Annotated in this window: 24 protein-coding genes; 7 read left to right on the plus strand and 17 right to left on the minus strand. The window is 37.0% G+C overall.

All coding sequences use genetic code 11. The features are described 5' to 3' along the window. Positions 1–33: 33 nt before the first annotated feature. The gene (locus QCD85_RS08695) at positions 34–1,020 is read right to left on the minus strand and encodes a Gfo/Idh/MocA family protein (RefSeq protein ID WP_301262331.1); all 987 of its coding nucleotides are present in this window, start codon (positions 1,018–1,020) and stop codon (positions 34–36) included. 1 nt (position 1,021) lies between these two features. After that, positions 1,022–2,041 (minus strand): Gfo/Idh/MocA family oxidoreductase, encoded by a 1,020-nt coding sequence (locus QCD85_RS08700; protein WP_301262332.1) that lies wholly within the window; start codon positions 2,039–2,041, stop codon positions 1,022–1,024. A 198-nt stretch (positions 2,042–2,239) separates the two neighbouring features. Between QCD85_RS08700 and QCD85_RS08705 the strand changes: the two genes are divergently transcribed. Beyond that, a complete protein-coding gene (locus QCD85_RS08705; RefSeq protein ID WP_301262333.1) occupies positions 2,240–3,106 on the plus strand; it encodes a MurR/RpiR family transcriptional regulator in 867 nt (288 codons plus the stop codon). Positions 3,107–3,246: 140 nt separating this feature from the next. On the opposite strand, the gene QCD85_RS08710 is transcribed toward QCD85_RS08705, so the two are convergent. Both QCD85_RS08710 and QCD85_RS08715 read right to left on the minus strand, forming a co-directional pair. Next, the gene (locus QCD85_RS08710) at positions 3,247–4,584 is read right to left on the minus strand and encodes a dihydrolipoyl dehydrogenase family protein (protein WP_301262334.1); all 1,338 of its coding nucleotides are present in this window, start codon (positions 4,582–4,584) and stop codon (positions 3,247–3,249) included. A gap of 200 nt (positions 4,585–4,784) precedes the next feature. Beyond that, complete coding sequence (locus QCD85_RS08715) at positions 4,785–6,044, minus strand: cytochrome P450 family protein (protein WP_301262335.1); 1,260 nt, start codon at positions 6,042–6,044, stop codon at positions 4,785–4,787. A gap of 276 nt (positions 6,045–6,320) precedes the next feature. Here QCD85_RS08715 and QCD85_RS08720 point away from each other — a divergent pair, with 276 nt between their 5' ends. After that, positions 6,321–6,914, plus strand: a complete 594-nt coding sequence (locus QCD85_RS08720) for a TetR/AcrR family transcriptional regulator (RefSeq protein WP_301262336.1) — start codon at positions 6,321–6,323, stop codon at positions 6,912–6,914. Between the two features lie 120 nt (positions 6,915–7,034). Here the strand turns inward: QCD85_RS08720 and QCD85_RS08725 are convergent, their stop codons facing one another. Both QCD85_RS08725 and QCD85_RS08730 read right to left on the minus strand, forming a co-directional pair. After that, the gene (locus QCD85_RS08725; RefSeq protein ID WP_301262337.1) at positions 7,035–8,156 is read right to left on the minus strand and encodes an NAD(P)/FAD-dependent oxidoreductase; all 1,122 of its coding nucleotides are present in this window, start codon (positions 8,154–8,156) and stop codon (positions 7,035–7,037) included. 159 nt (positions 8,157–8,315) lie between these two features. After that, complete coding sequence (locus tag QCD85_RS08730) at positions 8,316–9,308, minus strand: aldo/keto reductase (protein WP_301262338.1); 993 nt, start codon at positions 9,306–9,308, stop codon at positions 8,316–8,318. A 224-nt stretch (positions 9,309–9,532) separates the two neighbouring features. Between QCD85_RS08730 and QCD85_RS08735 the strand changes: the two genes are divergently transcribed. The 3 genes from QCD85_RS08735 to QCD85_RS08745 all read left to right on the plus strand — a co-directional run bounded on the left by QCD85_RS08735 (position 9,533) and on the right by QCD85_RS08745 (position 12,325). Beyond that, complete coding sequence (locus QCD85_RS08735; protein WP_301262339.1) at positions 9,533–10,450, plus strand: AraC family transcriptional regulator; 918 nt, start codon at positions 9,533–9,535, stop codon at positions 10,448–10,450. Positions 10,451–10,489: 39 nt separating this feature from the next. After that, positions 10,490–11,035 (plus strand): TetR/AcrR family transcriptional regulator, encoded by a 546-nt coding sequence (locus QCD85_RS08740; protein ID WP_301262340.1) that lies wholly within the window; start codon positions 10,490–10,492, stop codon positions 11,033–11,035. A gap of 249 nt (positions 11,036–11,284) precedes the next feature. Continuing rightward, positions 11,285–12,325: an NAD(P)-dependent alcohol dehydrogenase gene (locus QCD85_RS08745; RefSeq protein WP_204824108.1), complete on the plus strand. Its 1,041-nt coding sequence runs from the start codon at positions 11,285–11,287 to the stop codon at positions 12,323–12,325. 184 nt (positions 12,326–12,509) lie between these two features. On the opposite strand, the gene QCD85_RS08750 is transcribed toward QCD85_RS08745, so the two are convergent. The 7 genes from QCD85_RS08750 to QCD85_RS08780 all read right to left on the minus strand — a co-directional run bounded on the left by QCD85_RS08750 (position 12,510) and on the right by QCD85_RS08780 (position 19,422). Then, a complete protein-coding gene (locus QCD85_RS08750) occupies positions 12,510–14,402 on the minus strand; it encodes an RICIN domain-containing protein (RefSeq protein ID WP_301262341.1) in 1,893 nt (630 codons plus the stop codon). 471 nt (positions 14,403–14,873) lie between these two features. After that, positions 14,874–15,317 carry an oxidoreductase gene (locus tag QCD85_RS08755; RefSeq protein ID WP_301262342.1) on the minus strand — a complete coding sequence of 148 codons (444 nt, stop codon included), beginning with the start codon at positions 15,315–15,317 and terminating at the stop codon, positions 14,874–14,876. A 194-nt stretch (positions 15,318–15,511) separates the two neighbouring features. Continuing rightward, positions 15,512–16,105 carry a chloramphenicol phosphotransferase CPT family protein gene (locus QCD85_RS08760; RefSeq protein WP_301262343.1) on the minus strand — a complete coding sequence of 198 codons (594 nt, stop codon included), beginning with the start codon at positions 16,103–16,105 and terminating at the stop codon, positions 15,512–15,514. Positions 16,106–16,116: 11 nt separating this feature from the next. Further along, complete coding sequence (locus tag QCD85_RS08765) at positions 16,117–16,890, minus strand: nucleotidyltransferase domain-containing protein (RefSeq protein WP_301262344.1); 774 nt, start codon at positions 16,888–16,890, stop codon at positions 16,117–16,119. Between the two features lie 53 nt (positions 16,891–16,943). Continuing rightward, positions 16,944–17,882 (minus strand): serine hydrolase domain-containing protein, encoded by a 939-nt coding sequence (locus tag QCD85_RS08770; RefSeq protein ID WP_301262345.1) that lies wholly within the window; start codon positions 17,880–17,882, stop codon positions 16,944–16,946. 88 nt (positions 17,883–17,970) lie between these two features. Then, the gene (locus QCD85_RS08775; RefSeq protein WP_301262346.1) at positions 17,971–18,258 is read right to left on the minus strand and encodes a hypothetical protein; all 288 of its coding nucleotides are present in this window, start codon (positions 18,256–18,258) and stop codon (positions 17,971–17,973) included. Between the two features lie 549 nt (positions 18,259–18,807). Further along, complete coding sequence (locus tag QCD85_RS08780) at positions 18,808–19,422, minus strand: TetR/AcrR family transcriptional regulator (RefSeq protein WP_301262347.1); 615 nt, start codon at positions 19,420–19,422, stop codon at positions 18,808–18,810. Between the two features lie 155 nt (positions 19,423–19,577). On the opposite strand from QCD85_RS08780, the gene QCD85_RS08785 reads away from it, so the two are divergent. Further along, positions 19,578–19,883: a YciI family protein gene (locus tag QCD85_RS08785; RefSeq protein ID WP_301262348.1), complete on the plus strand. Its 306-nt coding sequence runs from the start codon at positions 19,578–19,580 to the stop codon at positions 19,881–19,883. Between the two features lie 352 nt (positions 19,884–20,235). On the opposite strand, the gene QCD85_RS08790 is transcribed toward QCD85_RS08785, so the two are convergent. From QCD85_RS08790 to QCD85_RS08805, 4 genes are all read right to left on the minus strand, one after another. Beyond that, positions 20,236–20,772 (minus strand): GNAT family N-acetyltransferase, encoded by a 537-nt coding sequence (locus QCD85_RS08790; protein ID WP_301262349.1) that lies wholly within the window; start codon positions 20,770–20,772, stop codon positions 20,236–20,238. 593 nt (positions 20,773–21,365) lie between these two features. Then, positions 21,366–21,764 carry a hypothetical protein gene (locus QCD85_RS08795; protein WP_301262350.1) on the minus strand — a complete coding sequence of 133 codons (399 nt, stop codon included), beginning with the start codon at positions 21,762–21,764 and terminating at the stop codon, positions 21,366–21,368. 1,153 nt (positions 21,765–22,917) lie between these two features. Continuing rightward, complete coding sequence (gene pelA / locus QCD85_RS08800; protein ID WP_301262351.1) at positions 22,918–23,868, minus strand: pectate lyase; 951 nt, start codon at positions 23,866–23,868, stop codon at positions 22,918–22,920. 204 nt (positions 23,869–24,072) lie between these two features. Beyond that, positions 24,073–24,678, minus strand: coding sequence for a pentapeptide repeat-containing protein (locus QCD85_RS08805; RefSeq protein ID WP_301262352.1), 606 nt, complete (start codon positions 24,676–24,678; stop codon positions 24,073–24,075). A gap of 321 nt (positions 24,679–24,999) precedes the next feature. Between QCD85_RS08805 and QCD85_RS08810 the strand changes: the two genes are divergently transcribed. Next, positions 25,000–26,652: an S-layer homology domain-containing protein gene (locus QCD85_RS08810; protein ID WP_301262353.1), complete on the plus strand. Its 1,653-nt coding sequence runs from the start codon at positions 25,000–25,002 to the stop codon at positions 26,650–26,652. The last annotated feature ends 121 nt before the right edge of the window (positions 26,653–26,773 follow it).

The following is a 26,773-nucleotide window of genomic DNA, read 5'->3' on the forward strand; positions in this document are numbered from 1 at the left end:
TTATAGCAAAGATCATTGCGCTTTTGGTGTTCATTAGTGATCTGCACCAAATACTAAGCCGGCAGATTGTTTGGCTTGTTGGATCACATGCATTACTTTTTCACTGTGTTCAAGCATTTCAGAGACTTTGAGCATATCTTGTTCATAGATGATTCGCTCAAATTCTACAAATTCATCATACATGCGATGCGGATGATCTTTGACATCTATTCGTACAGGCGATTCGGAATCATTTACATATTCGAAATGATCCACAATATTAGTAGAACCTGCAATTGAGATATAGCCTTGATCTCCTTGAATATTAGTGCGATTCGGTGCACTCGTATCTTTGGAACCGATACAGACACATTTGAAATGATCATAATCTAGTAATAATATACCGGACGTATCTATACCACGCTCTATATTAGCATGATAATGAACAGACTTCGGTAGACCAAATAAACCCACAACAAGATGAATATTGTACACATTAATATCCATTAATGCTCCACCTGACATGGCTGGATTGAATGCAGATAAGACTTCTCCGTTTTTGAATCTGCGGTAACGTGAGGAGAATTGTGAATAGTTACACTCTACGATTTTGATATCTCCAAGTTTGGGCAATTGTTCGCGGATAGCGAGTACATTTTTGAGATATTGATTAGAAATTGCTTCTACTAAGATACGATGTTGACGTGTAGCAAGTTGTTTGAGTTCTAGAAACTCTTGTAGATTCGATGTAAAAGGTTTCTCACAAATCACATGTTTGCCTTGCTCTAATGCTTGCTTCGCATAAGAATAATGCAGATGATTAGGGAGTCCAATATAAATGGTATCTACTTGCTGATCAGCAAGCAATTGATCATAGTCCACATACACTTGATCGATCTTATACTGCGTTTGCCATTGAGCCAACTTCTCTTCATGACCCGCTCTCGCACAGATCGCTTGTAACTGAATCGTTGGAATATCTCCAATAAAGCTTAGTAAATCTTCAACAATCATTCCTGATCCTACAATACCTAACTTCATTTTAAGAACACTCCTTTATCCCTTTTTCTAATATTTCTATCACTTTTGATGTTTGGTGATCTTTAATTTGTTTTTCTCTGCCATGTATAATCGCTTCATATATATCATCATAAATGCGTGTATAATCTCCTTGCTCAGAGATCACTTTTTCTTCGTGATATTGTCCTTGATCATCTATATAAGTCAATGTACCGTAATGCTCGGGTCTATCTATACCAAAGTCAGCATGTCCTTTTGATAAATAAAACAACTTTAAATGCTCTTCTTGTCGATCTTCGGTTTGCTTGATAAATACCCCTTTTTTACCGTACACGGCAAAACTTGGTCTAGCTATCAGACGAAAAAAGCTTGATTTGATAGATACTTTCAAGCGATCATAATAAAAGTCCAAATCAAAATAATCATTCATTCTACCTGTACCTAGTAATTGGCGAACATCATAATGAATATGCTGAGGTTCACCGAAATAAGAAATCACCTGATCAATCGTATGCACCCCATGTCCGTAGAGATAACTTTGGTAGGTGGAGAAATGATCTATACTTTCTGGTGTCTCTGGTCGGTAATAATCGTAATGCATTTCTACTTCTAGTAATTCACCCAGTTTGCCGGATGCAATCACTTTTTGCATCGTTAAGAAATCAGAATCATATCGTCTATTTTGATAGCATTGAATCAATAAGTTCTTTTCTTTAGCATATTGAAAAATAGAATCTGCTTCGTCTTTGGTTAGCATAAACGGTTTTTCGACAAGTACATGTTTGCCATGATCCAGCGCCATTTTGGCATACGTATAATGAGACTCGGTATGTGTGCAGATCACGACTAACTGAATATCAGGATCATGAAGTATATTTGTGATATCATCGGTATAGAGGATATTATCCATTCGAGTCCAGTCTGTTTTATAGAGATGACGTGCGTAGATTGTTTTGACATTCAAATAATCGCGATTCATAGAAAAAGGCAGATGATAACGATTTGTACTTTTTCCATTGCCGATATAGCCAATAGTTAACATGATGATTGCTCCTTTTATCACTTGATTTCTTTTATTATAAAAAAAGAATCTATAGCGTAAAGGGATTAGCTGTATAACGGTATATTCGACCAGTATTCGCTGATTAATCACACTAAATATAAGGTGTTCTTTGAACAAAATGTTCAATACAAAGAGATTTCGAACGTTATTGTCGTATCGGAATAGGAGTGAAATCTTTTGAAAGTGCTTTTACAATTAGCTGAAATGAAACAATTTACAACCAATGAACAAAGTATTGCTACTTATATTTTGACTCATCAAGAAAAAATGTTACCTTTCACTATTCAGGAACTGGCGAAAGCTACCTATACTTCTCATTCTGCAATCAATCGGTTAACACATAAGCTTGGATTATCTGGGTTTAAAGAATTTAGTCTTTCTCTAGCACGTGAATTTGAGCAGAATCAACATCAGTTGACTGAAGTTGATGTCAATTATCCTTTTAGTCTAGGAGAATCTTCTATACAGATTGCTAAAGAAATTGCTGATCTGATGAAGAATACGATTGATAAAAATCTGTCTCTAATCGAGGATGAGTTACTTTTACAGACAGCTCAATTACTAGATCAAGCTGAACGTATCTTTATCTATGCTTTGGGTGATTCACAGATTCGTGCCAAAAGTTTTCAAAATAAACTATTTAAAATCAATAAGTATGTTGTGATTGCAACAGAGCTATCAGAATGGGCACATCATACGCTGAATGTGACAACTCGTGATTGTGCACTATTTTTAACGTATCATGGCAATTCACCTAGCTACACCAAAGTGTCTCGTTACTTACAGCATGAACAGATTCCTTATGTCACGATTACAGCGAATCATCAAGGAAAATTAGCTACATCAAGTACTATTTGTATTAAGCTTCCTGACGATGAGGTAAAGCTAGCGAAGATTGGAACCTTTTCTTCGCAGATTGCACTCGAATATGTACTCAATGTGATCTATGGTTGTATGTATAAAATCGACTATAAGCATCATATGAAGAACACCGAAGAATCTCTGCACAAATTCAATCGTAGCGATATGATCGATGATATATAGACCATTACTAGCAATATGATTGATGATATCTAGACCATGACTGTACCGATCATACTCAATCTGAATATAGTCATATCGCATATACAAAAAAACACCCCTACTCTATATTGCAGTAAGGGGTGTTTGTATTTTATTTCTATTTATTTAGCTTCTTGCATGTATCTTGGAATCATCGTTTCAAAAGAAGGGAACGCATAGATCAGTTTGTCTACATCTTTGGATGTTAAGCCTAGTGTAATAACAGGAGTTAAGCTATTAATAATCTCAAGCGCTTCCTGACTGTATGCTGCTGCCCCTACAAGCTTTTGCTCTTGATCATAGATAAGAGTCAAGTGAGCTTCGGTTTCATTACGACCTGCAAAATCCCATTGTTTGCCCAAATCGATCGGCTTCACTGTAAGTCCGGTAGATTCAGCTTCTTCAACTGTTATCCCAATTTGCGCAATCCGAGGTACGGTAAAAGCAATCGTAGCGATTGGTGGATATTCAATCCCTTGAGTCTGAGCACCTAAGAAAGAAGCCGCTAGATATTTCGCTTCAAATACAGCAGTTGGTGTTAGACGTGGTTGTTTTTTATCCAGAATATCTCCACTTGCATAAATGCCTTTTTGGGTAGTCTGTAAATACTCATCCACTACAATACCTTTACTGTTGTACTCGACACCTGCTGCTTCAAGATTCAAATTCTCCACATTCGGTACGCGACCTGTCGCATTAATAACTAATTTGGTTGTTAATGTTAGACCATTTTCTGTCGTGATCTGTAATTGCTCGCCTTGTTGTTCGACTTTGCTTAGTTTCTCATTGAAATGGAATTGGATTCCGTCTTGTTGCATCTTTTTAAGTAATTTTTGAGCATATGGTTGATAGAACTCATTTAGAATATGATCGGAGGATTGGATCACATGCACAGTCGCTCCTACTTTGACAGCGATAGAAGCCAGTTCCATAGATACATAACCTGCACCTACAAATACGATATGATCGGGAAGATCTTCTAAGTATAAAAACTCATTGCTTGTTTTTAAGTATTCTTGACCAGGGATATCTAGTGGTGTTGGACGTTGACCACTTGCAATCACAATTTTGTCTGCTGTGTATTCTTGACCATTCACAGATACTGTTTTTTCATTTACAAAAGATGCTTCGCCTTTGATCACTTCAATGCCTACTTTTTTGAAGTTTTCTTCCAACATCACAGGTAATGCGTCTAGCACTTTATTTTTGTGAGCCATTAGTTCAGACCAGTTAATTTTCATTTCACTTGTCATTCCGATTCCGTTGTATGCTTGCGCATCTTCCATAACTTTGATTGGGCCATCCAAAATAATTTTCGGATTACAACCATAGTTTGTACATACACCCGCAATTTTGTTACGCTCAATAATCGCTATTTTTTGACCTGACATACTAAGTGGCATCGCTGCATTCCACGCGCCCTGACCACTACCTATAAATAAAACATCAAAGTTACTCATTATATATTCCTCCATTTTCGAATGTAATCTAAATAAATGTAATATAAATATTTGAATATGATTTGGTATTTGTATTATAACCAAAAACAACCCCAATCAATCGCACACGATTAATTGGGGTTGTTGGTAATTAGATATATAAAAGGAGTATAAACCAAGCCTATCCTCCTTTTTTCTTCCAAATCATCATATTATATTGATTAAAATGTAACTGGCAATGTAACCAAACTCTGCGAACTCAACACAAAATGCCAGTTCACTTCTTCGCGCGGAACAGCCAACTGCAAATTAGGCATACGTCGAAGTAATGTTCTAAAAGCTACATCGCCTTCAACACGTGCTAACGGTGCTCCCAGACAAGAATGAATCCCATGTCCAAAAGCCAGATGACGATTCACCGAACGATTAATATCTAACTCTTCTGAATGTTCAAATAACTTTTCGTCTCGATTTGCTGATTTGAGTAAAGGAATCACAACATCCCCTTTGCGAATCTGCTGACCACCTAGTATTGTATCTTCAATAGCATAGCGAGGTCCTGTCATTGTAGCAGGGCCATTGAACCGAAGTAACTCTTCAAATGCTGAAGAAGTGAGCTCAGGATCAGCTTTGAGCTTATTCAATTGCTCCGGGTAATCCAATAACATTAGCGTTCCTGTAGCAAGCAAATTAGAAGTCGTCTCATGACCGGCAAAGATCAATAATGTAATCATTGAAAGTAATTCGTCTTCACTTAAATGATCGCCTTCTTCTTCAATGGCAATCAATTGACTAATCAGATCATCTGCTGGATTTTTACGTTTGGCATGTACAAGTTGCGCTGTATAATCACCAAAAGCACGTAAATTGGCTTCCACTTCAGGTTCTCTTACTCCTAATCCCAGACCATGCGAAATCGCTGTCGACCACGTATGAACTTGAGCACGCTCTTCTACAGGTACACCTAACATATCGCAGATGACGTTGATCGGTAGTGGATGTGCATAGTCTTTGACAATATCCATATGTCCTTGAGCCTGTACTTTATCTAATAATTCATCGGCAATCTTCTGTACACTTGGACGTAGACTTTCCATGTATCTTGGTGTAAATGCTTTGGATACCAGTCGACGCAAACGCCGATGATCCGGTTCATCAACAGAGATCATTGATTTACCGCTAAAAAAAGTAGTCGGTGCAGGTGAATCGGCTTCTAATACTGTTGTAGGTGCAGAAGGTGTTAATCCTTCAATTAGACTTTGATCCACAGTAAACAGTCTTGGATTCTTGAGTACTTCACTTACTTCTTCCATCCGAGTAATCATCCACTGCTGACCCTTCGTATTCCCCATCGGTACTGTAATCGGAATTACTGCTCCCATCGCTCTCAGTTGAGCAAAAATAGAAAATTGTCCTTCGCCAGCATCACTACGAAATGGATTAAGCTTTGAAGTTGCAGTTATAGAGTTAAATGTATTCATATCAATCATCCTTTCAGCACGTTTTTAGAAGAGATATTAATCATTTGTATAGATATAGAATAGCAACAGAACGGTTTTGGACTTCATAACTGTGAACAGTACATCGCTGTAATTCATTGACAAACAGAACGTTATTAGGTTTACTTTTCATAGTTGCGTATTCCTTTCTTATAGATATTAATAAAGAGGAGAGTTCTCCGCTTAACACTCTTAAAGCTTAAACGGAGAACTCTCCTCTTGTCAAATTTCACATTGAATGACGGGAAGTGAACAATAATGGATCAATCCAATACAACGTATCGACCGGAACGCCGGGATGCTGCAGAGAATCGTAAACGTATTTTGGATGTAGCATTCAAATTATTTGAAATACATGGTGTGGAAGAAGTCAGTATGAACCAGATCGCTACCGAAGCACAGATTGGAGCAGGCACGCTATATCGTCGCTACCGCAACAAAAGCGAGCTGTGTTCTGAACTTATTCAAGATAATGCCAATCTATTGTTTGAAGAGATTGCCACGTATTTGCAGAACCATCAATCGTATACAGCAGGTGAGCGATTACGAGGATTGATGAGTTTGTTTATACAATTTAGAGAAAAAAATGTGCAGTTACTTACAGGAATTGAAAATTCCAATGATCGTGGCATAGAGGAACAAAATAAAAGCCCATTGTATCATCGATTGCACCATATTCTTTGTACTTTATTTGAAGAAGTATCGCCTGCAAATGAGCCTTCTTTTGCTTTATTTCAAGCAGATATGTTAATGAGTGCATTGCGCAATGATTCTTATGTATTTCAAAAAAAGGTACGTGGCAATTCTTCCGATTATATTCTTGAGCATATCTGTAAAATATTTATTCCATAACAAAAAAGGCAAATCATTCAAGATCATATGATCTAAAATGATTTGCCTTTTTATTATAATTATCTGATATCACACTTATATACATATTATATTTGAATAATAAAATGAATAGTTTACATATTAAAGAGCAGTCTGAATATTATAATCGTTCAGTTCAATATCTACGTCCATATCCAGTGCTAACTTAGCTAATTGATAGCCGATAAAAGGCCCCATCGTTAAGCCTGATGCCCCAAGTCCATTCGCTGTTATAATGCCTGTCCAATTCGGAATACTACCGATCACAGGTAAGAATCCTGGAGTAAACGGTCTAAAGCCTACACGTACTTCTTGCAGTGTACTCTGTGCCAGATCAGGTGCAAGTTCTAATCCTTTATTTAATACTTCTTGCATACCTCCAGCTGTGATTCGAGTATCATAACCTTCGATATCATTTTCGTGAGTAGCTCCGATGACCATCTTTTGCTGTTCAAACGCAAGCAAGTATTGATCGGCTGGTGGCATAACGACAGGCCATGTTCCGGTATCTGCTGATGGATCTTCTATTTGTAAATGAATAATCTGAGCTTTCTGATAACTGACTTGAAAATCGATACCTAAAGGTTGTAACAATGGATTCGCCCATGCACCTGCACATACGACTACAGTATCTGCTTCAATGGTCTGTCCATTCACTATAACTCCGGTAACTTGATGATCTTCATATAATAGCGTAGCGTCGCCTTCGATCTTGTGTGCTCCGTAGTGCTGTGCAGAACGAATCAACGCATCTCGCAATGCACGACCATCAATACGAGCGGCTCCACTGATATGTACAGCATGATATCCTTTTTTTAACAAAGGAAATTGATGATGAGTCTCTTGTGCATTCAGACAGGTAATATCTCCAATCTCTGGTGCCTGTTCTTTGCGTAGCTGTGCTCGCTCTTCCATTTTCTTAATTTTGTCCAAATCTTCATGAATACTAAGTGCACCTACCCGGGCATAACCTGTATTGGTTTCTCCTGCATCTTGAAGTTCCTGAATGAGTGCAGGGTAAAATTGTGCACCTGCTTTGGCAAGTCGATACCATGCTTGATTACGACGTTGAGACAACCACGGGCAAATAATGCCTGCCGCCGCATCTGTAGCTTGCCCCTTATCTTGGCGATCAATAAGAAAGACTTCTGCCCCCATTTTACTTAATTGATATGCGGTAGAAGCTCCTAAAATCCCTGCGCCTATTACAATTACTTTCTTCATCACTGCATTCCTCTCTATTGTACGAATATGTATATTATAACGAAAATACTTGTAATTCTCTCGTATAGTTACAATAGGTATAACAAAAAGCAGTAGTGCTAAGACTACTGCTCTTCATCAAAACGATTGAGTTATCTATCATCTGTTATCGATATGACATTATAACGGATAAGGAATTAAGCCTACGACAGGATGTGGAATATACCCTTCTTCAAGAGAACTCACTTCTTCTGGTGTTAATTGTATATCAAGCGCAGCTACAGCATCTTTAAGATGTGATGATTTGGTTGCGCCTACAATTGGAGCACTAACAGGTTGCTTTTGTAATAACCATGCCAGAGCAATATGAGAACGTGGAACACCTCGTTTTTGAGCAATGTCTGCTACTTTTTCTACGATAACTCGATCAGCATCAGCCGTACCATCGTACTTCGATTTCTGAATATGATCTCTTTCTGAACGATAAGTCGTTTCTTCTGGATCACGCGTTAATCTTCCAGAAGCAAGCGGACTGTATGGAATAACACCTATTCCTTCTTCCAGACAAAGAGGTAACATTTCTCGCTCTTCTTCACGATATAACAAATTCAGATGATTCTGCATCGATACAAATGAAGTCCAACCGTTAGCTTTGGCTATCTGAATCGCTTTTGAAAATTGCCATGCATACATAGCAGAAGCTCCGATATATCTTGCTTTACCAGCTTTGACCACATCATGCAAAGCTTCCATCGTTTCTTCGATCGGTGTCTCATAATCCCAGCGATGAATCTGATACAAATCTACATAATCTGTTCCCAAACGCTGAAGACTTTTATCGATTTCACTCATAATAGCTTTACGAGATAGTCCGCCGCCATTAGGGCCTTCGTGCATTTTCCCGTGAACTTTGGTAGCTAATACCATTTCATCGCGGTTCGCATATTCTTTCAGTGCACGTCCTACAATCTCTTCACTTGCTCCTAGTGAATACACGTTCGCTGTATCAAAAAAGTTAATTCCAAGTTCTAACGCTTGCTTAATAATCGGGCGACTATGCTCATTATCCAATACCCATGAATGAGTCCAACGTTTGGCATCGCCAAAACCCATACATCCCAAGCAAATGCGTGATACATCTAATCCTGTTTTTCCTAATTTGACATATTCCATGATCATTCTCCTCACTTTCATATCTTCAGATTCAAAAGCGCTTGCTTCGTTAATGAACAGATGTCTATAATAGTAAACACATTAAACAGATCATCTGTTCAACGGCTCCTCTATAGTATGCAATATATCCCAAATACACAGGTATCGTATTTATCTTAAATGATTGCCTAATCCTCTCACGATTACGATCGCTATTCAAAATTCATACAAGAAAGGGTTCTCCTATGTCTCAAGAAATGCAACATAAAAAAGACGAACTTGCTAGCTTAATCAAACGTCATTCTACTACTGAAGGTGTTCAAGAAACAGCTATCTCTTCTTTGTTTTTTGTACGTTATTTGTATACAACAGAACCAGCTTATCATGTAGCCCGTCCTGCACTATGTTTTATCGCGCAAGGTTCCAAAGAAATCTACCTAGCCAAAGAACGATTTTTGTATAATCCTAATGATTATTTAGTAGGTTCTATGAATTTGCCTGTAGTCGGTCAGATTATCAAAGCTTCTGCGGAGGAACCGTATGTAAGTTTTAAGCTTGAATTTACCCAACAACAGATTCTAGACGTACTTAAAGATTCGTCGATTCAGCCAATAGCTGGTGAACATGCTGAACGTGCTCTATTTGTCGGGCAAATCAATGCAGGATTACTCGATTCTATTCTTCGCTTAGCTCGCCTGTTAGATCATCCAGAAGATATTCCTTTTCTAGCTCCATTATGTATCAAAGAAATATTGTATCGACTGCTACAAAGTGAATATGGATCGACGTTAGCACAGAGCGCTATGGAAGGAAGTAGTACGTATCGGATTCAAGATGCGATTCAGTATATTATCAATCATTATGATCAATCGTTGTCGATCGAGATGCTTGCTGAAGTAGCCAGTATGAGTATTTCTTCATTCCATCGTAACTTCAAAGATATAACAACTATGACCCCTCTTCAATTCCAGAAGCAATTACGTTTGCAAGAAGCGAGACGCTTATTATTAGCTGAATCAGCAGATGCCGCCGATGTGGCTTTTCGGTTGGGTTATGAAAGTGCTTCTCAATTCAGTCGTGAATATGCACGTATGTTTGGCTCACCGCCGCGTACCGATATTAAGCGTCTCAAAGAAAAATACGAACTTACTTTTAACTTATAACGATATAGATATACTTTACGAAAGCCTGGTGCACTTCTTATGTCCAAAATAGATCGCCGTATTCTTAAATCACAAGAAGCGATGAAAACAGCAGTCATTGAACTAATGACAGAGAAAAGCTTTGATGAAATTACGTTACAAGATATTGCTGAACGTGCCAATATAAGTCGGGGGACCATCTATCTTCATTATGCAGATAAATTGGATCTACTGAATAAGCTGATAGAAGAACATATTGAGAAATTAAGAAGTATTTGCCGATCGGTAGCTGAACTTGATTTTAGAGAAGCGATATTGCCGTGGTTTGAATATTTAGAGCAGAACTATCTTTTTTTCTCGACGATGTTAGCTAGTAAAGGTGCTACTTCTTTTCGTACTCAATTTGTTGAATTTCTTAGGGAAGAATTCCAAAACGAAGTCAAACAGTCTGGTGAGAAAAATGCCAGTATTAGCGAAGATATTCTTTTGCAATTTATCGTTACTTCGTATGTCGGAATTACCGAATGGTGGATTATTAACAAAATGCCTTATTCTAGTGAAGTGATGGCTGATCAAGTGGGCTTATTATTAGATCGCAACTTATAAGCACTTCTACAGACAACAAACATATGAATTAATGAACATGTATGCAACTATTGTTCATTAATAGACAAATCGCTCTTTTTTATCGATTGTAAGCAATCTTATTTTGGTGATAATATACAGATGTACATTAAAGTATAGATGTTTTACTTTGTAGTGAAATGTTTTATACCTGTAGTACACTAAAAAATTGATCACTTTAGCATTTCAAACGAAATTGATATTGCTTAAGGAGAAGGAGCAGAGAAACTTATGTGCAAAACACACGTACTCAGTGCTGCAAGTCCAAAAGCACCATTTGAGAAAACAACGATTGAACGGAGAGAATTACGTCCAAACGATATTTTAATTGATATCAAATTTAGCGGAATCTGTCACTCGGATATCCATAGCGCGTATGATGAATGGGGCGGCGGTATTTTCCCTATGGTTCCAGGTCATGAAATCGCTGGTGTGGTTGAAGCTGTAGGAACAGACGTGACTAAATTTGCTGTAGGCGACCGTGTAGGTGTAGGTTGTTTTGTAGATTCTTGTGGCGAATGTGAATATTGCCTGCAAGGTGACGAGCAATACTGTACAAAAGGTGTTGTACAAACGTACAACTCTAGAGATTATGATGGTAACCCAACTTATGGTGGATATAGCCAAAAAATCGTTGTTACTGATCGCTTTGTAGTCAGTATTCCAGAAGCATTAGGCTTGGATGTAGCTAGTCCACTTCTATGCGCAGGGATCACTACATATTCCCCTTTGAAACATTGGAATATCGGTCCTGGTAAAAAAGTAGCTATCGTTGGTGTTGGTGGTCTAGGTCACCTTGCGATTCAATTCGCTCATGCACTAGGTGCAGAAGTGACCGTATTGAGTCGTTCTATGAGCAAAAAAGAAGAAGCAATCGGCTTTGGAGCAGATCATTATTATGCAACAGGTGATGCAGAGACATTTGCAACACTTGCGAATAAATTTGACCTTATCTTAAACACGGTATCTGCTAACCTTGATGTGAATGCTTACCTTTCTATGCTACGTGTAGATGGAACGCTAGTAAATGTAGGTGCACCTGCTGATCCAGATCAATACAGTGTATTCTCACTAATCATGGGTCGTCGTAGCCTTGCAGGATCACTTGTAGGCGGTATTCCAGAAACGCAAGAAATGCTTAACTTTGCAGCAGAGCACAATATCGCTCCAATGATCGAAGTGATCGGTGCGGATTATGTAGGCGAAGCTTATGAGCGTGTTGTAAACAGTGATGTACGTTATCGCTTTGTTATTGATATCGCTACTTTGTAAAAGATCGCTGTCTATTGGGACAAAATTATCCGTTTGTATATGTAAGCGCAGATGGCTAATTATAAAATCAAATCAATTAATCATAATCATACACAAGATTATGGATAATACAAATAGCAAAAAGAAGCCTTTCGACGGTGAAGGGCTTCTTTTTGCTATAGATGTTATCGTTATTATATGGATATTAGTCTGTCGCTTTAAGCAATATCCATTTCTGATTAGTGCCACCGTTGTCTGTCCACTGAATCACATCGCCGCCATTGCTAGTTGAACCACTGCTGATATCAGCGACTTTGTTACTGTTGCGATTGATTAACTTCAGCGTATTGTCTGTAAACACAGGCTTCCACTGTTGATGGGTACCTCCATTATCTGTCCATTGAACGACATCGCCACCATCGGCTACAGATTGTGCAGACACTTCGAGTGCTTTTCCTGTTTTGCGATTAATTAATTTGTAATAACCATTCGTTGTCGCTACGAATTTCCATTGTTGATTTGTACCACCAATATCCATCCATTGGATAACATTGGCACCATCTGCGGTAGACGCTTCGCTTACATCCAGTAATTTGTTACTGTTTTGGTTGACGATTTTGTAATAAGCATTAGCATCTATCGTCGTCCCTCCGCCTGTTGCGCCAGAAATTCCTGTAATCACAAACGTACTGACCGAATTAGCTGGTTGGGTATTGGTGAACTTCTTATTTGCTAGAGATAGCCCACTAATTGCCGCCATATTCTCCGAACTGCTTGTCCGGTAACCGGTCACATTGCCTGTCAACGTAGTAAATTGAGACAGATCGTAATTGACTGTATTTGGTGACGTTGTGCTATTCACAGTGACAATAACTAATTTTTTGCCTGCTGTATCATAAGCAGCCACCGAGTTATTGTCGACAATATCAATAATTTTGTATCCTGGACGAATAAATTTACTCCATTGTGCCATCATATGATATTTCTTTGTAACGGTATACGTGCCTAGATTGGCACTGGCATTGTTGAGATCCGTTTCGATCATGCCCCAACCGCCCGGCGTTTCTACCGCTTGCCAGTAGACCCATGCACTATTTTTCATATATTTGAGATCCGATAAAATTGTACGGGACAACGTCATACCTGTATCGTCACCGTCACCATGCTCGGAATTCCACAAACGTTTGCCATTAGCGGAAGTATTCAGCCCTGTGCGGTCACTACCCTGATACGTATGAGTATTGTATTGTACTAATTTGGATTTGGTAGCTGCCGAATAGCTGTCGATACTTTGACGAGTTAGATCAATACTAGTTTCTTCAGGAGCACTAATGCCGATCGGCAGACCTTTCGCTGCTATCGCATTGGATAACTGCCCGATCATCACTTGTTGATTAGGCGCAAACATCACATTCCCTTCTTGACGATTGCCGAAATACCAGTAATCTGAACTGGGCTCATTAAAAGCAGATAATGTACGGAAATTAATACCCCATTGATCGCGGAACTGCTTGGTTACTGTAGTCAAATAATCGGCAAAATCATCATACATATCTTCTTTCAAATTTTCAGCAGCATTCTGATTACCGGTGACACTTCCACTCTTTGTCATCCACCACGGCGGTGAGTTGGAGAAAGCCTCAGCAATAAATTCGCTAGATGGGATGCGAGATTTGGCTGCTTGTAAAATCGAGCGTTGATTACTATCTCTTGTCCAATCATAAGCAGATGTAGCTGAATCTTTGAAACCTGGAATGCGTGCACGAAGTTCCATATGATTCGGATAAGTTGGGTTCTCGCCACCACCGATATTGTAACGAACAATATTCATTTGTAATCCGTTACTGCCAAATAATTTGTCAGCATAATCATTACGTACCGATTCAGAAGCACCCCCTACCCGATTCGCCCACCATGCAAGTGATGTTCCCCAACCTTCCCATGTCTGATACTGTACATTCGGATTAACCGTTGCATTATAACTTGCTGCAGACACATTTTTCATCGGAACCACTCCATACGTTGTAATTAGTAATGCCAGAATCAATAGACTGTGGTTGAGTATTGCTAGACGTTTTTTTAGCTTTGGTTTGGTCATTTAACATGTCCTCCTTCAGATGATGTTGTTAAAATCTTCTTTATGTATACGCTTACAAAATGGTGTTTGAAGAAGAAATCGATTTATAAAGATCGATCTCTTCTTCTATCATACACAGAATTAAAAGCTATTTCAATTATTTTACAATTTAAATATCCGCATAGAGAATTTTAACCAAGTCGTGTCTTCAAACTAAATATTCCAGCAAAATATATCTTATTTTAAACTAGAAATCGAACCGGCTTATACTCGATGACATGTTCTAGAAAGTCAAATCCTTATCCTTAAAGAGTTATATAAACAAGTGAATTGTACTCTATAGAATCGTCGATGAACTCCAAAAATCGTAGCTGTACTGCTTATCATAATAATTCATCATTAGTGTCAAGATATCTCCATGTGAATTGAATTCATCACTACGTTAATAGAATCTAATTAATTTTCTCTCTCAGGGTTACTATTTTTTATTCCTTAAAGATCTGCACTTGATATAATTCTTAAATAATCTTTCCAAAGGAATTTATAGGGGCCCATATTCAAAGACTGGCTTGTTTCGTGATTCTCAGATCTGAAATCAGCCCATATTATATATTCTTCTTCTCTTTTAATAGACACTGTAATGGCTCCACAACCAAGATCCGCACACATTGGACATACAAAAATAAAATATTGCCCCGCTCTTAGTTCTGACGGACTTTCTAATAAAAGTTTTTTAATTTCATTTTTTTGTAAATCTTCATTGATTTGTCCTAACACTGATATATAATCATAGTTTTCAAAAGTACTATATAAGGAATTACCATCGATAATAATGTCATAAAAATCCGTGTTATATTCACACTTTTTTATTTCCCCATCAACATAACTGTCAGAAAAGCCAATTCTCGTTGTTCGCTTTAGCTGAATATCATTCAAAATAATTCTCCTTTATTATGTTGGATTTGCCTTGCTATTATTATAATGTTGACGAGTATTATCTGCTGCTAAGAAATCTTTAGAAATGCTAGGAAAGTATTTTATTTAATCTTCTTCTAATTTTTTCTTAGAAGTGTTTTTTCTCCCTACGATAATGTTTGTAACATAAGTATATTATTAAATAAGTCTATCTTCTAAGAAACGTTAATATTTCTTTTATTCAGCTTTTTAAATACTGAGTAATCCTGGCCAGACTGCATAAAGTTTAAAATTTCTTTCGCACACTCCGCTGGATCCAATATCTCCGTATTCACTTCAAGATCATATTCGTCAAAACGATAAATCTGATCGAACTGCAAACTTGCTAGCCCAATATTTCGGTCTCCTCTTCTTTGTTCTCTTCGTATAAGTTCTTCTTTAGAGCATTTTACGCCTACGAACAATACAGGCCGATTAGCAAACATATCAAGACATTCATTAAACCGTTTGTCATTATCCAACACAGTATCTGCTATTATGTTCAAACCCATTTCCGAAAACAGCTTAACTGTCGAATGGTACACTGAGAATAACGAATCATCTACAATTTGTGCGACAACTTGATGATCTATTTCTTTTGGAGAGGTATCTATCAACTTATTATTAACAAAGTTATTATAATTATCGAAAAAATCATCTAGTGATAAATGTTGGAATAAAATCTCTTTCTGATTGATTAGTTCAGTGGAAATACTTGTCTTTCCTGAACTTGAAGTTCCATTCAATAGTACAATAAGTCCTTGCTTCACATGGATCACCTTTATTTATCAGAGTTATATCTCTCAAATAATGCTATTGTATGTAGAGCGTTCTCAAAATTGCGATATACTTCATCTGCAACTCCCAGAAACTCTTCAACATCTACATGACTATCTAAGTAACAAGTATACAGATAATCCACTAAAGCAGAGTCAATCTCATAATAGGTCAATATGGCATTCTTCATCTTCACAAAGTCATCTTCCCATACACCTGTATCTTCCAAAACCAAAGAGTATAAAGCACGAAGTAATCGCTTAGAGTAACCTTTTATATATCTCATTTGCATGGTGTGATCACTAGCATTAGAAAGTGAATGATGTATACGATCTACTTCTTCCTTGGTGTCTGTATTTAAATCTACAATAAACTCTGGAGAAATCTTGATCGGTGGTACTTGTTGACCAACGTCTTGACCATATACGCAGACACAAATGATCTTTACCCAAAAGCCCCACTCATTCGGCTTACTTAATACACTATCCATCGAGCAAATGATCGTATCAATCTTAGTAACTACTGGATATTCTTTCAAAAGCCTGTCTTTAATAATGGATAACCTCTCGTAGTCTATATCTTGAGGATCTACACATACAATCGTAAAGTCCGCATCTGACTTAAAAGGGGTAGCCGTTCCTTTTGGAATTGAGCCGCACATATAAATGCTATGAACCTTACCTTTGAATTCAGTAAGGATGGTATAGATATACTTATCAACAAAATCTTTGTATTCGCTTTGTATTTCAATTTTATTTATGACTTTTTCTAATATCATATAAAATCCTCCTGGATTAAGATTTTGCTAGCAGAGGTGCTAATTTCTGTGCATTATCGCAAAAGTTCTGCAATCGCTTTTAAAGGTTTTAGGGTATCACTGTATGTATCACTTGTTAATGTAACAACTATATTTTGAGAATGATCTACACAGATATACTGCCCGCCCATACCCATAGCGAAATAAAAAGGGTTCTCTAACGATTCATTGGCCACCCACCAGTGATGACCGTAATAACCGATGTCATCATAGGTTAAATACTTGGGTTGGGTTGAAGTAGCTATCCATTCTTCACTAAGCAGTTGGCGTTTCCCATAACGTCCCTTGTTTAAATAAAAGTAACCGAATTTTTGCATATCTTGTATAGACATATGTATCCCAAAACCACCAATATTCACTCCCTGAGGATCTACATGCCATATGAAATCTTTCATTTTCAAACTAGAAAATAGATACTTTATCGCAAAATCTTTTGCACTCATTCCGGATACCTGTTGAAGTATGGCTAATAATAGATGGCTACAGCCAGAATTATAGTTCATTCTTTCACCAGGTTCAGCATTTAATGGGCGCTCTAATATATAATCAACCCAGTTCGGACTATGTATCATGGCGGGCCAACCATTCCATTCACCCAGCTCTGGCCAATCAAATCCTGCACTCATGCTCAATAAGTGCTCAATAGTAATGCTTTGCTTGCGGATGTCTTTATCCTTTTGAAGCGATGGAAAATAATGAACAATCGGTGTACGAAGATCTGAAATTAATCCCTGTTCGACAGCAATTCCAAGTAAGCACGAAGTAATACTTTTCGTACAAGAGTTGATTTTGTGGAGCTTCTCTTTCGATTTATTGTTTCTAAAATATTGAAGTACGATATCTGAATCCACACTGAGCAAACAACTCTCGATTTTTTCTTTTTTCAAATAACTCACAAATGATTTTATTTTTTCATCGTTGATTTGAGACTGATTCAGAGATTCAATGATCATAGGCTTGCTCCTATTCATTATTATGAAGATCATTTGAAGATTTTTTTTATCATAACATTGTTTTATTTATTGTGTTAATTGTTACCCTCTATGCATAATACCCACCTTCTAATAAGTACTCTTTTGTCTCTTTATAATATTTGTAAATTTTACTAAATGCTCTATTTGCTTTATGCTGAGATTCCGTATCACTAATACACGGTTTAATCACTTTCACCACTTCTCTCATATCAGTATTAAATGAAGTTTCTCCCGATATCAATTTTTCTAAATCTAATTCAAATAGACCTTCAAAATTTTCGGAACAATCTCCATACAGATATAATGCTTTAGTGTCATCCATTCGAAGTAACTTGAAATCAATACAAAACGCCATAAATTCATCTACTCTTTCTTTAATTTATTGATTTTCCGATCTTTGTATAGCGTTGCTGTATTTACTAAGATCTATATCTGAATCATCTCACTCAGCATCTGAAGCCCTCTCATCTAGTATTATTTCAATAAGCTTTTTCCAATTTTCCATAATACTCTCTTAATATTCATGTCTTTTATTGTTTGGTTATGTTATTCGCAAGCTTTACATATCTTTCCTATAACGTCATATCTATAAACTTCGTGAATAACTCCATCTGTAAAGTATTCGCGAAATTGATCAATTCCCCTGCTGTCAGCTTAATAAAGTAAATCCATAGTTAAATGCTTATCTAATCAGTAATCTGCTCATGTTCTTATCCTTTTCGGTACTCGGTACAAGTTCTTGTATTCGGATCTGGACAAGAACTTGTACCTATAAAACAAAAAAGCCGCTAAATATAGCGACTTTTAGTGGGTTTAGTTTCTTGTTCCTCGACAACAAGACATAGTCCCTTTTAAGACATAATGTTGAATAAAGCTTTAATCTACAGTTGAACAACTTTAGCATTTAAGTTTTCTTAATTCCGTTGATGAGTGCATTGACGCAAATGCGTGCTAGATGCTCAGTCCCACCTGGCCTAGACGTAATCGGCTGCATGTGGTTTTCAATAATTAAAAGGGCGGTTCCGTGAATCGTAGATAAAAAGACACAAGCTAGTTCTTTGCTATCATCCAAATTCAATATACCGCTCTCTTGACCTGAGACGATTACATTTTCAATCAATCCAAATACCTTCTTGGAGGTGGCATAAAGGGATGGATACATGTTGTGATCAATCGTCAATCCGCTAAACATTTCCCGTACCGACCAGGGATTTTTAACGGTGAATTCGACGTATGCCAGACTAATATTTTGTAATTGATCTATAGTATTAGCCTCGCTCATATCAACTACTCGTTGCAAAGAATCGTGTAATTGAGAGAAGCCCTCTTCAATAACTGCGGCGATGAGATCACTTTTATCTTCAAAATGACGATAAGGAGCGGCATGACTTACACCAGCTTTGCGAGCCACTTTTCGTAGATCCAACCCCGTTACGCCCCCTTCAGATAGAAGTTCCAATCCAGCTAAGATTAATTTTTCGCGAAGATCTCCGTGATGGTAGGGACTTTTTTTATTCATAGATATCATCCTTATAATAATATGTTGACAATGTAAACAAGTAAGTTTACGATGTAAACATACTAAAGCATTGTTTCATTGTAGTATACACGAGATGGAGGTTTTTTGAAATGTCAGATAAGACTATGAGCAATAATCCGGAAAAATTGCATTACATGTTATGGTCAGTTCCTCCTAGAGAATCTCAACAGGATATGAACGCAGAACAACAAAACGTTTTGCAAAAACACTTCTCCTATTGGACAGATAAGCAGAATCAAGGGATTGCACTTTTTTGGGGACGAGTTCTAAAACCGAACGATCCTCATGGAATGGCCATCATCGAGGTTAAGAATGCAGACGAAGTCACGCAACTTATCGCCGAAGATCCTGCTGTTATCGCGGAAATGATTACGGTAGACTTTTTTCCGATGATGATTCCACCTAGAACAGTGAGCACAAACGAACCTAACGTGATGTGAGATACCTGTAGCGTTGTCTTTCGAAGCTTAAAGAAAAAGTAAACTGTGGTTCAATAAATTTCGGATCGTAGCTAGCTACAGGTCTGTAGTGAACGAAAGTGAACCTATATCTATAGCGCGTGAGGCTTATGATGACCGCTTAGCCAACAAAATAAAGACGTGCTTAACTCTCCATTGATTGAATCATTTCCCTAAAGCTTCTTAGCGATTCAAGAGTAGAACCAGGTCGAAGATTTAACCTCGGAGGTATTAATCACCTGACTTGGCTTCTTCTCTTCTGACGATTCAAGAGATGCGAAGGCCTGTTGCATGAATATCATGTTACCTGAAGAAATCTGACATTTTGAAATACTCACAAAATCTTTATTAATTCTAAATTTGCATATGTGTGTTCTGAATATTCACTGTCTCCATAAATTCCACTCACATTATTAAATCCAGATTTTATCCAGAACTTTATGGCTGGCCAATTCTTTATTGACACGTTGATTCGTATTTCTTTATATCCTAACTCAGTAGTTAATTCGATAAATTGATTTATGAATTCTTGTCCAAACCCTTGTTTTTGAATACTTCTATCAATATACAAAAATTCAAGATGTATAGATTCAATAGCTGGATAACCATGATACACACTTAATATTCCTATTATTCTTTGATCTTTATTGTTTCGAATCGTTTGTATTCTATAGTTTTCTACTTTCCCATTAGGAGGCAAATGGCCCTCAACGAAACAATTTCTTATGTGTTCTGGATTATATTCTTGACCATCCCACTGGTTCATATATCTACTTGTCTCATATAGATCTTGTACTAAAGAGATTTCTTCTTCTTTCAAATTTGACATCATAAGCCTTTGAGAATTCCATTTATCTAAGATGATTTTCATAATTCTACTCCTTCTTTTTTAGCCATTCTTCAGATTCTTTCCGATGACGTTCCTGTATTCACGACTCAGTGCATGCTGATTCCAAAGCTTTAATAATTACTTACACTTTTTTAACATGCTGCAATTTCTGATTTTGATCATCTTTGTTTTCAATAAGGCTCAATATCTCTGTTTTCAGAGATAGATTTAGATCATTCAATTTTTTTTGCTATCGCTGTTTCCATATTCAATTCAAATGCTATTCTCTCAAATTCATCAAAAATTATACTTGTAATACTCTTAATCCCAAAATATAGAAAAAATTAAAGTCATTTATTTCGAGGATATTACCTGTTTTAAATTATGTTTTCAATAGTTTTTTATTTTTATAGTTCTTAAAATCAATTATCTTTATTATCGAACTTTTCATTTTGACTTCTATCGAGACTTTTACTATGCCCTTACACCCAATGCTTCTTCAGAAATAAGACTTATAAATCAATATCGAATACTTGTTTTATTATGGAAAAGCTTAATCAACACTCGTGTTCTTTATTATATTATTCTAAAAATCAATCTAGACCCAAGTATATTAACTTGGGTCTAGATTGATTTTAAAATCCCCGTGTGATAAGGCTATTTATATCAATATTAAAGTGTGCGCGATTAGCTAATTTTATAGCTTCACGTGTATCTAATGAATTTCCTGAGAAAAGAAAAAACCGAATAATTCCTTCTAACGCTTGATCGTGACCTGGTAGAAATTTCTTACCAAGCGTTGTAACTTCATTACAGCCACAGAGACAAAACTCCGATTCGTATTGAAGCGAAATAGCATTACCAAACCTACGATAACGTTCTCCAATTTCTTTGAAAAGTGACTCCTCTGTAATCATCTCCCGACCAGAACTTGAACTTGCTATTCCTGTAAGACGTCCTTTCTTAACTAAATAATCGACCGACTTGTGATTAATCCAAAGACGTTCAGCTGCTTGTGCTTTACTAATAGGCATCAAGATATCTCCTTTCAAACTCCATACCTTTTATTTAGGGTATGGGATTAATTATAACATAAATATTTATTATTTCAATGTTCATCACCGTTATATCGGTGATGGGATTTAAATCATCATCATTATTATTTGTGATACTCTTATAAATCGTATGCCTAATAAGCAGAGATATAGTGCTACTACTCAAATACAATGAGTTTTTCTATTTATGATTAATCCTTCAATAAGATATAGAATAGTAATTAAAGACACATGTACTAATATAATATTTAAGAATAAAAATTTTATAAATTGAATTTTTTTGTAATTAAAGCAATAATATAATTTGAATTGAAGGTTGTTCCAATTATACCACTTCAAATTGATAATCATGCTGTCTTTCATATACTAAGGTATTAAATTAATTACTACATCAGTATTATTTAAATTATTAAATTCGACCTTTAATTGTTTTCCACTTTTCTTATTAATCTTCATATACGTTGTGATTCATCTTATAATTTTTTACTGATTAACATCAAAAATTTTCTTGAGTTTTTCAGTAAGAATCATGCTGATTTTATTGCTCCTCTACTCTTAAATTTAGATTTCTTAGTGTTTTGGATAACATTCCGTTTTTCGTATATTCTCATGTTCTAGCATCTTCTAAAAATAGCGAAGATTCATTCATTTTTTAATAGATACGTAGGCAAAAGAGTATCTTAAGGAATGTATACTCACTTGCTTGCGAATTTACGCTTGAGTGAGTGCCTTTTCAAACATTCTTTATAGGAGCGTTAAGTCAGATGAAATCCTATTCGTTATGCTTGGAATAGCCAGACTGTTAGCTTTCGATTACTTGATTCACATAAACAGAGAAATGATTTTTATCGAATAGAGACAAAAAATATTTTTTTACAGCAGCAGATTGACTCATTATTTCAATATCACTACAAATTGTAAAAAAGCGTTAATTTGCAAAGTGTAAGCTTTGATCGTCTTATTATTATAGTCTTTGCTCTCAACACCTATATTATACGCCTTATATTATTATATACTCCCACATTCAGGAAATTATTCCGATCACAAAAAAAGGACTTCCAGACGAAATCCATCTAAAAGCCCTCATTACTTCAATACTTATTAGTATCTTTCAAATATAAGAAACTATCTATCAGCTTGGTGACCAGTTGCCATACCACGCATAACCCGTTCTTCTTTCCTGATCAATATCGCTCAATTTGTACTTCACAATACCATCACGTCCGACAAAGATCGGCTTGTTCGTATTCAATTCGTAAAATCTCGCCCAGATCGGCTTGGTTACACTGGCATCATTGACTACGACTACATCATTATTTTCTTTTACCACTTTGATCCCTACAATTTGCACAGCTTTGAACCAATCTTCCGCCGCTTTGATTGAAGTCGCGATCTGTGAAGTGGAAGGTCTGGTTTTGAGGAATTTGACGATAGTTGCACTTTCTTTGGAGCTCAGTGAAGGCACTTCATAGATGCGCGCTGTCGCAGGTTGGAGTGTATTAGAATCATGTTGTTGACCCCATACGGTTAGTTTGCCTCCTGAAGTGACTTGAGTTTTCAACAGGCAAGTGACTCCTTTATCGACAGACTGTTTGCTTTTACTCGCTAGATTGCTATCGACAAATGCAAAGTCCCCTTTTTTATTAGCAACTTCGTCTAGCAGAATCATCACATTGATCATCGCATCATCATTATATGTAATATGCGTATGATACCCGGAGCTTTGATAGACTTGTGGCCATCCGCCGTTAGCATATTGCATATTGATTAGAAAATTAATGCCTTTGATCGCAGCAGCCGAATATTTGCTATCTTTGGTTTTGGCGTATTCACTTGCCAGTCTGCGAATCTCGGTATATGTTGCTTTGTTGTCGATCGTCGATTTTGCCCAATCTCCACTCGTTTCTGCATAATCCTTTTTCCAGCCACCATCTGTTTGTTGATTTTTGATAATATCTGCCAGGCTTGCTGTGGTGCCTGAAGCATCTGCCGCCATAATCGTAGTGGTAGGTTGTAACAGCGCCACCGGTACAGACATGAGCATAGTGAAAGCGAGCGCAATCGATATTCTGTTGTTTTTCATATCAATAAATCTCCTTTATAATCCATTTTTTGATAACTCTTACATATATTAATAGCGAGTTTAGTCTATTTTTTTATTTTTGTAAATAATTTCCTTTTAATTTGATATTGGATATAAAAAAACAGATCAAAGCTATAATAAATAGCTCGATCTGTTTTTTGATTGGTCATTATTTATGTTTTTGAACCGCAGTTATCTTTACATTTATTCAATCTTCGCACCCAAAGAACGTGCTAATAACACAGCCTGTTCTCGATCTAACTTGGTGTTTTTGATCACCAGCACTTTCATATCTACCCCTTCAAGATTTGCACCTCTAAGGTCTGTTCCATGTAGATTGGCTTTGATTAATACCGCTCCGGTTAGATCACATTTTCTCAAGTCTGCTAGGGAGAGATCCGCATTAGAGAAATCTGTTTCGTAGAATTTAATCTCTCGTAAATCTTGCTTTTTGAATATCGTATAGCTCAAATTCGTATACGACCAATCTCCCTGATAAAGAGTGATCCCATCCATTTGAGCGCCAGCAAAGTCCGACCCTGTCATTTTGCACAAGTTAAATTTGGCAACAAACAGATTAGCACCAGTAAATGAGCAATTTTCAAAAGCAGATTCGGTATGGATCGAACCGTTCAATGTTGCTCCCTTAAAATCACACTCGATAAATCGGCAATAACTAGTTTCTATTTCATCCATCGATACATTCATAAATGTGCATTTTTTGAACGTACAACGAATCAGTTCACCATACCGCAAATCTCGTCCATCAAATTCAACTGCATCGTATTCTTGATCTTTATATTGATACACAATAGACCTCCAAAATAAATAAAATCATCTAAGCAAATCCATTTTAATATACCATATAGGTGTCAAGTCCCTGCTTAAATGATGTTAAAAGTCAATCCATTTTTTTGTAGATGTAGCAGTATGGTTTTGACAAATTTCTGGATCTCATGCTATCGTATAAAGCAATTACATATCTGGATTGTAACCGCTTACGTGGGCAAAACCTATCAAACTATGTTGGAAGAAGAACATTCTTCTTTCTATCGTAGTTTTGGGTTTTGCCCTTTTTGTGTATTTACAAAAATTATTCCAGATGAATCAAGCTAACATTAAGGAGGAATTATGTTGAGAAAAAGAGTCGGTATTTACGGGGTGACAATCTTTGCTTTGTTAATGATTCCAGTAGTATTCATTTCCAAACCTTCGATCGCAGAAGCTTCGTCTGTACAGTCGGTAGTCGCCAATACGTATATCGGTGATGCAGGAACTATGGTCGAGTCATTTGATATCACTGTGAATAACATCAGTACATATGATCATCTGCAAGCTAGCGACCTGGATATTACAGGTAATTATAACGGTTATCCGCTAAATGAAGCTGGCGAGATTGTACAACATAATTATGATAATGATGGTATAGAATTATCGATCAACGATCAGACGATTCATATGAAAGTGGCTCCATTCCGATATCCAGGTGGTTATGTATCACCATTTGCTGTTACAAGCAGTACCTATCCTGAATTATCTTTTACCAAAGACAATGTGAGCAAAGTGAATACACGTACAGTCGATGATTTTAAATCCAGTTCATTTACAGCAAGCAATGGAGCGACTTTACCTTATCGGTTCAAAGAAACGTCATCTGCAAAGCCCCAACCTCTAGTTGTCTGGCTTCATGGTGGTGGTGAATTTGGAACCGATAATATGAAGCAATTAACCGAAAATCGCGGAGCTACGGTCTGGACAGAATCAGGGAAAGACACTTCTGTGCTCGCTGTACAATATCCGCAAAATTACGGTTGGGCGATCTATAATAATCCGGTAGAATTAACACAAATGCAAGCATACTTCACTCTTCAATATGAACTGATTCAACAGTTGGTAGATGAAGGAAAAGTTGATCCAGAGCGAATCTATCTGGTCGGTGTATCTAGCGGTGGCGGTGGTGCACTGCGATTTATGATGCAGTACCCTGATCTATTTGCAGGTAGTATTGTGATTGCAGCCAAAGATGCGGTTGCCGATTACAAAGGAAGTGTAGAACCATTCAAGCAAGCACTTCAGCCTTTAACCGATACTCCGATCTGGCTGATCCATGCAGAAAATGATCCGACTACAGATAGCAGAACTACTACATTATCTTATCAAGCATTGACTGAACTGGGATCAACCAAAGTCAAGCAAACGCTGTACAGCGATGAATTTATGACAGAACACCATTTCTACGATAAAATGTTGCACTGGTCATGGGTTCCTGCCTTTAACAATTCTGAAGTCGTTGACTGGTTATTTGATCAATCCCGATCCGATCAGATTGTCCATGCCAACCTAGCAGACGATACAACAGTTACACGTGCTCAATTAGCATATGCACTTGCGAATGTGCTTCAATTACCAGAACCGATAGCCACACCATCATTTGTGGACATTTCAAATTCAGATATGAACAAACAGATTCAACAGGTGACTGCTCAAGGGTTGATGAAAGGAATGACGGCAACTACATTTGCACCAGATGACAAATTGACTCGTGCTCAACTAGCTACGGTTATCTCTAACTGGATTAATATGACGGAGCAATCTACAGAGTCGAAGTCTCCAATTGTTGTTACCGATGTACCTCAACAACACTGGGCCTATGCTTCTATCGAACATGTCTTACAGATGAAATTAATGAAAAATGACTCAACTTCTCTATTCCACCCTGCTCAACAGGTCACTGGCAAAGAAGTCAATCAGCTACTAGCAGAGATAGCACAATCTTATTCATAATGAACCAAATAAACAGCAAAACGGTATCTATATAAAAAGATACCGTTTTTTTGTTGCTTCTATTACGAATTTGGGCTACTTTTAATAGATATGACTTGTATCATATCGATGTATTTTTCAC

Origin of the sequence: Paenibacillus sp. PsM32 (genome assembly GCF_030433815.1) — a bacterium.
GTDB lineage: Bacteria > Bacillota > Bacilli > Paenibacillales > Paenibacillaceae > Saccharibacillus > Saccharibacillus kyungheensis.